We start from the raw sequence: 13,384 nt of genomic DNA on the forward strand, positions 1-13,384 counted from the left end.
ATCCCACAAATTCGGTGAATTATTTTTAATAATAATTTAATTGACATTAAAATTTATTCTGATAAAATAGATAGCGTGCTAAGTAATGGAGAAATTATGCAAGAAAGTAAATTTAATTTTGGAGCAACGGTAAAACAATTAAATAATATTATGGAAATACGATTTAATAAATCTTTAAAAAGGTGGGATCTAACATATTCACAGTTTTCGGTGATTATGTACCTAGTTCAGAATCAGGATTCTAAAATAAATCAGAAAAAAATTGAAGAAGTATTTTTATTAAAGGGTCCAACGGTGACTGGCATATTAAAACGATTAGAAGATAAGTCTTTTATTGTTCGGCAGGTAGATTCAACAGATAGACGTGTAAATTATTTGACATTAACTTCAAAAGGGCTTGAACTTGAAAGAATTGTTTGTCAGGAAGTCGAACGATTGGAGAAAGAAACACTTAATAATATTTCGGAAAGTGAATTAAATACATTGGAAAACCTGTTAAAGCAGATACAAGAAAATCTAATGTCCATTTCCACTGAAACATTTAGTTGAACAACCGGTGGTATGAATAATATTCTAAAAAATAGTTTATTAGAATTTTATAAATAAAATTTTTATTTGAAAGAAAGGTAAAATCATGAAACAGGACTTATTTGAAAAATATCCAATTCCCAAAGCAGTTATGACTTTGGCAATACCAACTATGTTAAGTATGTTAGTTACGATTATTTATAATATGGCAGATACTTTTTTTGTTGGACAAACTGGAGACCCTAATCAGGTTGCTGCTGTTACACTTGCTATGCCGATATTCTTTTTATTAATGGCATTTGGTAATGTTTTTGGAATTGGTGGAGGTGCTTATATTTCTCGACTTCTGGGCGAACGCAGACTAGAGGATATAAAGCACACTTCATCTTTTAATTTCTATGGTGCAATAGCTATTGGAATTGTCGGAATGCTAATTTTCATTTTATTTATGGAACCGATTTTAAGCGTAGCTGGTGCCAGTGAATATACAATTGGTTTTGCAACAGGCTATCTGAGAATCATTGCAATTGGAGCAGTAGCGGTAACGCTTCAATGTACGCTTTCACAAATAGTAAGGTCAGTAGGGGCTGCCAAAGAATCGATGATCGGTATGATGCTGGGAACGATTATTAATATTATTCTAGATCCAATTATGATTTTATTTTTAAATTTGGGTGTTGTTGGTGCGGCGTGGGCCACAATTATTGGAAATGCATGTGCGGTCTTATATTTTATTATATATATTATGCGTCATAGTGATGTTTTATCGATTAATCCTAAAGATTTTAGGGTGGAGTCGCATATTCTAAGAAATACTTTTGCAATCGGAATCCCTGCTTCAGTAAATAATGTGTTAATGAGTTTTTCGATGATGATTTTAAATAATTTTGCATCGGCTTATGGTGATATTGTTATTGCATCACTAGGAGTTGCAGGTCGAGTTTTTTCTATTGTTGTCATGCTTTCTATAGGGTTAGCAATGGGCATTCAACCTTTCATTGGTTATAACTATGCACAGAAGAAATATCATCGAATGAATGATGCAATAAAATTCACTGCAGTTGTGGGAATGATTATGGGGACTGTTATTATGGTTATCATGATGCTTTTCTCAACTGAAATAGTAACATTCTTCATTAATGATGCAGAAGTAATTCTAAATGGTTCGCATATGCTTGTAATTCAAATGATTGTTAGTCCTATTTTGATCCTTCAGTTTATTGTAATGACAGTATATCAGGCCCTTGGAAAGGCTATTCCTTCATTGATTTTGACAGTTACCAGACAAGGATTAGCATTTTTCCCGGTTTTGATTATTGGCTCTTCGCTTTTCGGACTACAAGGGATAATCTGGGCTCAGCCTCTAGCAGATATTTTTTCGGTGATTTTGGCTGTAACTATGTATGCATTCACTTATCGTAAGCTAAAAAGTGAGTTGACGGAACCCAGTTCAATAGCAGTTGAAGATAGTTGTATTTAATAGATAAATTAAAAATCTCCAATATAAATTTCATTTTTAATTTATATTGGAGATTTTTGCACATTTATATTCACTAGTTCTAGAATTGATTTACAATTTTATGTTGCCAGGTCTAGCCTTGAATAAAGTGATTATCAGTTTCACCTGGAGCAGCCGTTCCGACAGGTTGAATTATAATCCGTATCGCTTCAAGACGAAGTCCAAGATCACAAGTTCCAGCATTTTCTCCATTTTTGGCCCATCCCATCCAGCCAATATTTTCTGCATGAACTTGATAATAAATATCAAATAAATCAGCATCTTCACCAGTTAACTCGATATGAGTAGCTTCCAGTCTGAGACCAAAACCTTCAGTACCGCTACCTTGTCCGCTGTTACGAATACCCAACCAGGCGAAATTTTCGACAAAACTTTGATATTCGATGTCAAGATCGTAATCACCTTCTGATAATGAGATTCCATATGCTTCCATTCGAAGACCTTGGCCTACCGTTCCACTAATTTCATCATTTTGTGCCCAAGCTAACCAACCGTTATCTTGTATATGTGTGCAATACTGGATACTCGGCTGAACAAGCTCTGTTTCTTCATCAGTTTCGTCTTCTGGTTGTGTCGTATCATCAGTAGAATCAGATGTGTTATCGGTTTCTTCATCAGCGAAAACTGTTAGAGGGCTATTTTGAACAGGCAATGGTGGATCGATGATTGGGTTGGCATTGACGCTCAAAGGGAACATATAAATTAGAGCTAATACAATGACCAGGTAATTAATTGTTTTTTCGAAATGTTTTTTCATCACGATTCTCCTTAAAAAGTTTAATTAATTTCAAATATGAGTTAGATTACTATATATTATAACCAAAAAACGGATTGTTAATCAAGAAAGTTGATTTTTCATAGGAATCCTTTACGTAAAGCAGTAAATCTAATCAATCTATGACTTTTAGTCTTATTCTTTTGTTGTCTTGAATATGTTATAATATTCAAAAAAGGCGGAAAAGAGATATGAAAAGATTTGCAAAAGAGTTAAGGGGGTATCACCATAGACTGGGAGATCTAATAGGTAGTTTAGAATCAAAGGGTTATAAACTTCCATTTGAGATTGAAAAAATGGATGGCTTTTTTAGAAACTCAGCTCCCGGGAAAAATTCTACTGTATGGAGTGATGAAAATGGAAATATTATTGTTGTTGAGTATGTAGTTGAAGCTTTTAACGATGATATCTTGGATTCATTATTAACGATAGTAGACGCAAATTATATCGATATAACCATATTAAGCAGTGAAATTAAAGATTATTTGAAAAAATAATTCTTAGGCATTGTATTAATTTTAGGAGGAGAAATGAAATCAAGTTCATTCCCGTTAAGCCTCTCAAGCATTAAAGAGACAAATGAGATGGTTAATGAAATTCTGACAAAATATAAATGTAGTCGAAATGATAATATAAAGGCGCAATTATTTGTGGAAGAAGCAATTGTCTTTTGGGAAAGATACAAACACACAAATGATCAATTTGAAGTCAGTATTACAAAACGTTTTAAGACGATTACGCTAACACTTAATTTTTGTGGTGAATCATTAAATCCATTGATGGCAAATGATACATATCCAAATCAGGATGATTATGATGCTTTGAGTCAGAGTATCTTAATTGGCTTGTCGTCAGTTACTTATTCTTACGAAAATGGTTGCAATAAAATTGCGTATACAATTAAGCAAAAACCGATTAATCCAGCAGTTTCTACTGCTACTGCTCTTGTTGCAGGAGTAGTTTTAGGGTTAATGTTATTAAATATTTCTCCAGATCTCAGTAATTCAATCGGAACAAAAATCTTGACGCCCATTAGTTCTACATTTTTTAGTTTTTTGAATGCGATCGTGATACCGGTGTTATTTTTTTCAGCTATTGGCAGTATATTTAATATGGAGAATTTATCACAGATGAAGCGTATCTTTCGATTGCTTATTTATTGGTGTGTAACGATGCTTGTGGTTGCAGCGCTCTTTACACTGCTGGCAGCGAATATTTTTCTGGTCAGTGATGAGTCATCTCTGGTTTCAGGATCCAATGCAGATTTGTGGAATCAAATTGGTACGATGTTGTTTGGAATTATTCCAACAAATATATTCCAGCCTTTTTTGGATGGGAATACTTTACAAATTATGTTTTTAGCTATTTTGGCAGGAATTGTAATGCTCACTTTAAAAGGAAGGTTTCCGATGCTTTCAAAATTTATTATGGAAGGAAATCTAATATTTTCAACTATTTTAGACGGAGTTTGTTCATTAATGCCAGTGATTGTTTTTATCAGTATTTTAAATATGGTGCTTTCTGGTGCTGCCAGTGAATTATTAGGAGCAGTCAGTTTACTTGTTCTAATTATTGGCGTGTTGGCTGCGATGCTAATATTTGGTTTATTATCTGTACTTCTGCTGGAAAAAATTAATCCTATAACATATCTTAAAACCGTCTTTCCTTTTGTGTTGATCGCATTTTCTACTGCCAGCTCCAGTGCGACATTCGCCAGTCATTCGATGATTGCCACAATGAAACAGGATATTCGTGATTACGTAGTACGCTTCTCAATTCCGGTTGGAGTGCTTTTCAATAAACAAGGTGCCATAGCGATGCTTCTATTAACATCTCTTTTTATTGGGAAGCTTTATGGTATAACTTTTACAATGGCCAGTTTAATACCGGTTGTATTTCTTTGTATGATATTATCTGTAGCAGTTCCGCCATCTCCTGGTATGGGAGCGTTTTTATTTACAGTAGTCTTTAATATGTTGGGAATTCCGCTGGATGGGCTTGCCCTGGCGGTGACAGTATCAATTTTTATTGATTATCCGGAAACTGCTGGTAATATATTGGTTACAAATATTGGAATGTTACACACTGAGTATTTTTTATCAAAAAAAGATTGAGATTGTTATCAGCATTTAGAAATATTGTTAGTATTATGAGACTGATTTAATATTTGAGATTGTTTTGTTTAATTCGGTTAAACTGTTAATAGCTACATTAAATTTTATTTAGATGCATAAGTGGAGGAAATACTGAATGCGAATTTTACTAGTTGAGGATGAACCAGGTTTATCAGAGGCTTTAAAAAGTATTTTAATAAAAGAAAATTACGCGGTTGATTTAGCACTAGATGGTGTTACCGGCCTTGATTGCGCGTTAACAGGGATTTATGATGTGATAATCCTAGATATCATGTTACCTGAAATGAATGGGATTGAGGTTTTAAAAGTCCTTCGTATAGAAGATATAAAAACGCCGATTATTATGTTAACTGCGAAAACAGAACTGGAAGATAAAATAGTTGGCCTTGATGCAGGAGCAGACGATTATTTAACAAAACCCTTTCACTCTGGAGAATTACTAGCTAGAATTCGGGCGATTTTGCGACGAAAAAAGGAAGTAAGATCAGAACGGTTGACTTTTGGAGATCTTGTTTTGCGTCAGGATACTAGAGAACTATTCTGCTTGGAAGATTCGGTAAAACTGGCACAGAAGGAATTTTTATTACTTGAAACATTAATGCTCAACGCTAGACAGGTGGTTACGAAAGAGCAGATTTATGATAAAGTATGGGGATACGATAATGAATCAGAATATAATAATGTGGAAGTATATGTTTCTTTTGTTAGAAAAAAGATGAACTTCATAAATTCGAAAGTTCTTATAAAAGTTAATCGAGGTCTCGGTTATTTTCTAGATGTTGAATAGATAGATTAATGATTAAAAAATTAAAACGAAGATTTATAATTACAATAATGGTCTTATTAGGTGTGGTCTTTTTATTAATAATTGCAGCAATAAATTATACTAATTATTCATACAGCCGATCTCACAGTTTGAATTTACTAAAAACGCTTATCAGTAATGAAGGTGTGCTGAAGACAGATATCAACCAAACAGATAAGATGCCATTTTTATATCCACGTAATGATTTTGAATTTCAACAGTTTATTACAGTAAAAACTGATAAAAATCGAAATATTATAGAAATAATTGGTACTCAGGGATCTTCTGAATTGACTGATGATTGGACTGAGGTTGTTAAAGGGATTCTCAGTGTAGGTGCAGATAATGGAATCTGGGATGGGTATCGGTATCTTTTTGTTCCAGACCAAGAAGGATATATTTTAGCCGTTGTTGACCAACGCATATCTAATGCAATGAATCGCAGGACGCTAATTACTTCGCTTATTATTGGTGGTTTAGGACTTTTAGTTTTCCTTTTTATTGCTATTTTCCTTTCCAGTCTTTTAGTTAAACCTGTTGAGGAGGCGTTTGACAAGCAGAAACAATTTATTTCAGATGCTAGTCATGAGCTTAAGACGCCAATATCAGTGATTGCAATTAATGCAGATGTTCTTGAAAGTGAAATTGGACAAAATTCTTATTTATCATTTATACAGTCTGAATCCTGTAGAATGGAATACCTGGTAAATGATCTTTTAATTTTGGCCAGAATGGATAGTACAAAATCCTGTTGTCAATTTAATACTCTTGATCTAAGTCAGATTATAGAAGGAGTGGTACTGACATTTGAAAGTTGTGCGTATGAAGCGCATAAAGGACTTCAATCTGAAATTCAGAAGAATATCAATTTCAAAGGGGATTCAGAAAAAATTAAACAGTTAATGTCTATATTATTAGATAATGCTATCAAGTATGCAAACGATGGTGGTATGATCAAGGTTATTCTAGAGATGAAAAATGAACATAGAAGACTTGCGGTTTATAATACAGGACAAGGCATTTGTGAATCTGAAAAAGAAAAAATATTTCAAAGATTTTATCGTGTAGATGCTTCTCGTTCAAAACAGACCGGTGGTTATGGTTTAGGCCTGGCGATTGCTAAATCAATAGTTGAAGCACATGAAGGAAAGATTTGGGTTGAGGGTGAAGCAGGTAGTTGGATCTGTTTTGAAATGCTCTTTTAGATCTGAAGAGGTATGACTCTGGAGGGAATATGAATCATTTAATTTCAAATTTAATACTTTATACTAACGAAATGAAAGATGATAACACGAAAAATCTGTTATATGAAATGAGCACTTTTTTTAATCGTCTTGCCTGTAACAATGAAAAGAAAGCCGATCTTACCATTGAAGCATTCAGATTGATTAAAAAACTGCTGGAAGTTTCAACTGATTTCGGATTTGATGAAAATCTATGGCAGTGTTATTTAACCTACTATATTATGATGAATGAAAATCCTTTTAGCCTGACCTGTGAGAAAGTCGGAAAAAGTGAAGGTAGTGTTAATCATTTTGCGCAGAATGATTTTGAAATATTCTACAAACTCTATAATTTTGATTTTTCAAAAGTTGAAGAAACTTTGGGGATTGATTGTTTTTCGAGTGTAAGCAGTTATCAGGCGATTAAAAAACCAGAATTCTCTTACAATCAAAATGTAAGTAAGCTGGTTATGAATCTTTACAAGCAGCTTAAAGCTGCTCAAAATGGACGTGAATTTTTTGATTTGATGACACAGTTCCATCAGGATTATGGGGTCGGAAAATTTGCTGTAAATAAAGCTTTCAGAATAAATAATTCTAAAACTGGAGGTTTAGTGGAATTCATACCTATAAATAATCTGGATAGAGTTATGCTTGATGATCTAATTGGATATGATCTACAAAAGAAGAAATTAATTGAAAATACGAGCGCTTTTGTAAAGGGATACCGCGCCAATAATGTACTGCTTTTTGGCGATAGTGGGACAGGAAAATCCACAAGTATTAAAGCAATTGTAAATGAATTCTACGATCAGGGTTTAAGAATGATTGAGATATATAAACATCAATTCGAAAATCTTTCAGACATAATAGCCGAAATAAAAAACCGAAATTACCGTTTTATTATTTTTATGGACGACCTGTCTTTTGAAGAATTTGAGATTGAATATAAATTCTTAAAAGCGATAATTGAAGGTGGGATTGAAACAAAACCCGATAACATCCTGATTTATGCTACATCGAATCGACGGCATCTGATTAAAGAAACATGGAATGACCGAAATGATATGGAAAATTCTCAGGATTTACACCGTTCAGATACAATGCAGGAAAAACTGTCTTTAGTAAATCGTTTTGGTGTCAGCATTTTTTATGAGAGACCAAGTCAGATTGAATACTTTCATATTGTTGAAGAGCTTGCAAAATCAGAAAAAATTGATATCGATATAGAAACTTTAAAAGCAGAAGCTAATATTTGGGAAATGCATCACGGAGGAATATCTGGACGTACAGCACAGCAGTTTATAAATCATCTTTCGTCATTACAGCAATTAAATAAAAACTGATGGAGTTAAAAGTATATATAAATAAAACCGTATTAAATGAATCATAGTTTAAGCCTGAGCTTCCAATAATGAGTTTTCGAAAAGAGATATAAGTTAGAAATTTAAAGAAAGCAATTATTTAAAGAGAATAAATCATAAGAGGTAACGATGCAAGGAATTAACTGTGAAAAAAAAGATAACTACTCAATTAAGGATGTCGTTCATGATTATGTCAATTTATTGGAAATTGATGTTAAAATCATCGATTCCATTCAGTTTCAGCGATTAAAAGATGTGAAACAATTGACTAGCGAAACAGTTTACCCCAGTTCAAATCATACCCGTTTTGAACACTCACTTGGGGTAATGGAATTATGCCGCCAGGCTGTCAAACATTTAGCCAGAAATACCGAAAAGATTTTCTTAGAGAATGTTGACTGGTGTGAATTGTGGATCAATTCAGGATTGGCAGGATTGCTACACGATATTGGACATTTGCCGCAATCTCATCTGGGGGAATCTATGTATGAGATCACTGGTGACAATCAATTTAATGTAGTTGTTAAGCGAATAATTTCTGCAATAGAGGTTTTCAATCAAAAATATCAAACTCATAATATATTCTGTTCTAATGATTCGTTGGATCAGGATATGCTCAGTAGACTGAATAAGCATCAATCATTGCATGAAATGATTTCTGTTGTCTTAATACTCGAAGTATACAGCAAGTTATTGATAGAAAATGATGCTGATATAGAATTGATCATACGGGCTATTTTGGGTTATTTATATTGTGATCAGAGCCATTGGGCAAAAAATGTTGTGATCAATCTTTTAAACTCAAAGACAATTGATATGGATAAACTTGATTATATAATGCGCGATGCTTACTATACAGGCGTAAGTATACCACCTATTGACACAAAAAGACTTTTTAAAAATATGACGATTCATCATGAATTAAAGACTATTACATATAAAGCCGGTGCAATTTCAGTAATTCAGAATATTATTGAAGCCAGAAATAATCTTTATTTTTTTGTTTACAATCATCATGTTTCTATTTATACAGAGTTTTTATCAAATTATTTTTTGAGAACCATGAATAAAGCTTTTTTAAAATGTGTATTAAAAGATACCTGGGACAATGAAGACTTATGTTACAGTGATTTTGCAGTTCTAGATGTAAATTTTTATTGCTCTATTGACTCTATTGAGAAAAAATACATATCAGATGCTGATTTATTACATTTAATGAAGAAAAAATATCTGGCTCTAAGAGAACGAAAAGGATGTGTTTCATGTATACATCATGAATGTGAAATTAAGCAGTCAAAGCTATTTGAAATTCAAACTAAAATTGGTCAGCAGATTTATGAGCGGGTTTATCTTAAACCGGTATGGAAGACAATTTTTGAATTTAATCTGTTTATGAATCAAAATTTTGCGGATGAGAATATCAGAAATGAAGTTGTTAATAAGATCTGTTCAGACGATTACCAATTTCGTGCAAAATTGGTTGAAGAAATGATTTCTAATGGCGGAAATGAATTCATTGAGCTAGATCTGACCCATGGAGACTTGTATATTATTCCACGATCAAACCGTTTCTATACGATGGATAATATTAAGCAGATTTTTATTTATGTTAAGTCTAGTGCAATCATGAGTAAAGATGAAAAGGATGTTTACACTAACCAATTGTTTACTGATGTAATTCCGCAAAGAAATTTTGATGACTTGTATTCACGAAAACATTTCTATTTATATTGTACAGATGAAATTAGGCGTAATAAAAATTTATTTCAACAATTCATTAATAATTTTGTTCAAACAGCAAAACGATTAGTGACAGACAGCTGATTTCTTATCTAATAAAATGGAATAATACTGAATAGGTAAAAAATGCTTTACAATGGCTGTTAAAAGTGTTCAAATAATAGCATGGAATAAGACTTGTAAAATATTCTTTAAAATGTGGCGGTGATTGAATGAAAAAGAAGATACTTAAAAATTTTCTAATAATTTTTTTCCCAATTCTGATTATTGGTTTAGGGATAATTATTGGCAATCTATCACGGGAAAAAGCTTATACTATTGAAGCGATTTCTTCAGAAACATTACTGAAGGCTGAGAATACATCAATTCTTATTGAAAAATATATGACGGAGATTATTGAAAATTTAAGTGTAATTCGTGATGCGAATGAAATGAATAATTACGCAAACAATCTGACTGATTCGGATTTTAAAGAATTAAATGCTATGTTTGGCAGGGTAATGAACAATAAACCAGATTATGACAAGATACGTTTTATCGATGAAAATGGTTTTGAATTGATTTCTGTTGTTCGTAATGGATCTGGGAATGAAAATATTAGTCTTCTTGATCAGTCGGATAGTGAGTATTTTAAAGCCTCAAAAGAACTTAAAAAAAATCAGATTTATATTTCTTCTATCGATCAAGTAACTGCCGTTGATGATGGTTCTAAACTAGATGTTTTAAGATTTGCGGTACCTATTTACAATCAAATCAATCAGTTTAAAGGTATTCTAATTATTGATTATAATGCATCATTTCTGCGTGATTTAATTATAAATCAAAATGGCACAATAAATGAATTGCCTGATCAATTTATAATTTTAACTGGAAGCGGTGAGGCTATTTTCAACTCCGAAGCTAATCAAACAGATAGATCTGAATTAGAGCAAATAAGCGAAATTCAAACTCAAATAGCGAATAGTACTTCTGGTATGATAGAAAATAGCAAAGAGCTTATCACCTATTATGATGTACTTAACACTTTCAAACAGGTTTATCCTGATTATCAAGACAACTGGCTTCTACTGCATATTGTTGACACTTCTGAATTGCTTTCAGTCAATGCATTTTTGAGTGAAGCGGCAAAACCTAAGAATATTATAAGTTTATTCGTTACTCTGGCTTTATGTTTAGGTATGGGATTTGCTCTAGAGAAAATTAGACAGAAGGACAATCAACTTAAAATTACGATGAAAATTGCTGCATCAAGTAATGATGCTGTAATTATTACTGATGAGAAAACAGTAATTACTTATGTAAATCAAGCCTATGAAACTGCTACCGGTTATACGATGTCAGAAGTATTAGGAAAAAAACCCAGCGCTTATAAATCGGGAAAACATAGCCCCCAGTTTTATCAGGCTATGTGGAGTCAGATTAATGCGACGGGACATTGGGAAGGGATGCTGTGGGATCGAAAAAAGGATGGTTTGCTGTACCCCAAAAAATTGCATATTATTGCTGTAAGAGGTAGAGATAAAGGAAAGGCTCATCACTATATCGGAATTTTCACAGATCTTTCATCAAATAAGCGAAAGTCAGACATTTTTCAGGCCCTTCAATTTAACGAAGGACAACTTGTTTTGCCAAACGAGAATATGATGATGGAATTATTGGAACAGAGCATCACCGGTGATAATCTGAATATAATGGTGATGAATATTGCAATAGAAAACTATAATCAGCTGATTTCATCCTTCGAAGGAACCAACTTCAACAGTTCGGATGTTTTTATCAGCCTAATTAGACCACTCATTCACGATGATGATTTTGTTGCACAGACAGGTCGAAATCTTTTTGTTGTTATGGTTAATCTTAATAATTTGGGTATCCGCTCTGAGCGTTTTGCCCAAAAACTTTACAATGAAATCACCCGGGTAATGAATGTTTCCGGACGCGATCTGTTCTTTAAAATCCGTATTGGAATATCTTACTGGCCAGAAGATACAAATGATCTTAAAAAACTTTTGCTTAACTCAATGATTGCACTTGATTGGTCACAAAAAAATTTAGATTCTGAGATTGTGTTTTTTAAAGAAGAGATGACTCATAAACTAAATCAGGATAATACAATAGAAGGATATTTGCGAAAAGCTATCGAGTTGAATGAATTTTACTTGGTTTATCAGCCGCAAATTGAAATTAGAACTGGTGACCTAATTGGGATGGAAGCACTGCTTAGATGGAATTGTGAAGCAATGGGAGAAATCTCACCAGCTGTCTTTATTCCAATTGCAGAGAAAAGTAATCTGATTGTTGAAATTGGAAACTGGGTTATTGAGAATGTCTGCAAGGATTTGGTGAAAATTAATGAAACCTGTCCTAATATTAAAACTACACTTCGTTGCGCTATAAATATTTCAGCAATACAAATGGAAGAAAATGGATTTCTCACACATTTGTTGTCAATACTGAATGAAAATCATATCGATCACTCCCAAATTGAAGTAGAAATCACTGAAAGCATTTTACTGAGAAACCACAATAAACATGTAGAAACGCTGAATAAAATTAGGGATCTGGGAATTAAAATTTCGATTGATGACTTTGGAACAGGATATTCCTCGCTTTCATATTTGAACGCCCTGCCGGTAGATAAAATCAAAATTGATCGTAGCTTCATCAAAAACTATCCAGAAACTGACGACGGTACACTAATTGAAATTCTAGTCGATATGTCTAAAAAGCTTAATAAAACCGTTTTGACAGAGGGCGCTGAAACAATAGATCAGGTTAATTATCTTGAGAAAATTGGATGTCATTTTGTTCAGGGTTATTATTACAGTAAACCATTATGTTTAACAGACTTTATTGAATACGCTGAAAAAATGACAGTCTGTTAATAGTTATACTTTTAATGATGGTTCTGTAGTAATGAAGGGCAAAGAAAAGGTGGCTGCCAATCTGAAGCATAATAGAAAGGTTGGCTGATTCGCATATTATACGGTTTAACTCATCGGCGCAATTTATAATAACAATTCCCAGTAAGATGAGGGTAATAGATACAAGTCTATTATGGCTTTCAAATTTAAACGTTAAGTGACCGCAAACAAGAGTTTGTATCAGAATAACAATCCCGACTACATTTAGGTTGTATGGAAGGATTCCATTAAGAGTAATAATAGCAATATAGAAACTTATATAGACAATTAATGAGAAATAGGCTTTTTTAATTTCAACTGGGTTTTCGCTTATTTGTTGATTGATGCTAAGTATTAATGCTTTCATTCTAAACATCCTTCTCGTAGTTATT

Annotated in this window: 11 protein-coding genes; 9 read left to right on the forward strand and 2 right to left on the reverse strand. The window is 32.9% G+C overall.

The window, feature by feature from the left end; genetic code table 11:
* Positions 1–96 precede the first annotated feature (96 nt).
* Together Q5O24_06290 and Q5O24_06295 are read left to right on the forward strand one after the other, a co-directional pair.
* Positions 97–549 carry a MarR family winged helix-turn-helix transcriptional regulator gene (locus Q5O24_06290; GenBank protein WKY48921.1) on the forward strand — a complete coding sequence of 151 codons (453 nt, stop codon included), beginning with the start codon at positions 97–99 and terminating at the stop codon, positions 547–549.
* 85 nt (positions 550–634) lie between these two features.
* Complete coding sequence (locus Q5O24_06295; protein WKY48922.1) at positions 635–2,008, forward strand: MATE family efflux transporter; 1,374 nt, start codon at positions 635–637, stop codon at positions 2,006–2,008.
* 112 nt (positions 2,009–2,120) lie between these two features.
* Here the strand turns inward: Q5O24_06295 and Q5O24_06300 are convergent, their stop codons facing one another.
* On the reverse strand, positions 2,121–2,804 hold the full coding sequence (locus tag Q5O24_06300) for a hypothetical protein (GenBank protein WKY48923.1): 684 nt from the start codon (positions 2,802–2,804) through the stop codon (positions 2,121–2,123).
* Positions 2,805–3,013: 209 nt separating this feature from the next.
* On the opposite strand from Q5O24_06300, the gene Q5O24_06305 reads away from it, so the two are divergent.
* The 7 genes from Q5O24_06305 (at position 3,014) to Q5O24_06335 (ending at position 12,974) form a co-directional block, all read left to right on the forward strand.
* Positions 3,014–3,319, forward strand: coding sequence for a hypothetical protein (locus Q5O24_06305; protein WKY48924.1), 306 nt, complete (start codon positions 3,014–3,016; stop codon positions 3,317–3,319).
* A gap of 33 nt (positions 3,320–3,352) precedes the next feature.
* Positions 3,353–4,936 (forward strand): cation:dicarboxylase symporter family transporter, encoded by a 1,584-nt coding sequence (locus Q5O24_06310; GenBank protein ID WKY48925.1) that lies wholly within the window; start codon positions 3,353–3,355, stop codon positions 4,934–4,936.
* A 136-nt stretch (positions 4,937–5,072) separates the two neighbouring features.
* Positions 5,073–5,744, forward strand: a complete 672-nt coding sequence (locus Q5O24_06315; protein ID WKY48926.1) for a response regulator transcription factor — start codon at positions 5,073–5,075, stop codon at positions 5,742–5,744.
* A gap of 128 nt (positions 5,745–5,872) precedes the next feature.
* Positions 5,873–6,967 (forward strand): HAMP domain-containing sensor histidine kinase, encoded by a 1,095-nt coding sequence (locus Q5O24_06320; protein WKY48927.1) that lies wholly within the window; start codon positions 5,873–5,875, stop codon positions 6,965–6,967.
* A gap of 29 nt (positions 6,968–6,996) precedes the next feature.
* Positions 6,997–8,331: an ATP-binding protein gene (locus Q5O24_06325; protein ID WKY48928.1), complete on the forward strand. Its 1,335-nt coding sequence runs from the start codon at positions 6,997–6,999 to the stop codon at positions 8,329–8,331.
* Positions 8,332–8,478: 147 nt separating this feature from the next.
* The gene (locus Q5O24_06330; protein ID WKY48929.1) at positions 8,479–10,173 is read left to right on the forward strand and encodes an HD domain-containing protein; all 1,695 of its coding nucleotides are present in this window, start codon (positions 8,479–8,481) and stop codon (positions 10,171–10,173) included.
* Between the two features lie 128 nt (positions 10,174–10,301).
* Complete coding sequence (locus tag Q5O24_06335) at positions 10,302–12,974, forward strand: EAL domain-containing protein (protein ID WKY48930.1); 2,673 nt, start codon at positions 10,302–10,304, stop codon at positions 12,972–12,974.
* On the opposite strand, the gene Q5O24_06340 is transcribed toward Q5O24_06335, so the two are convergent.
* On the reverse strand, positions 12,940–13,359 hold the full coding sequence (locus Q5O24_06340; protein WKY48931.1) for a hypothetical protein: 420 nt from the start codon (positions 13,357–13,359) through the stop codon (positions 12,940–12,942). The two genes, Q5O24_06335 and Q5O24_06340, sit on opposite strands and share 35 nt — an antisense overlap.
* Between the last annotated feature and the right edge of the window lie 25 nt (positions 13,360–13,384).

It is taken from the genome of Eubacteriaceae bacterium ES3, from assembly GCA_030586155.1.
Lineage (GTDB): Bacteria > Bacillota > Clostridia > Eubacteriales > Eubacteriaceae > Acetobacterium.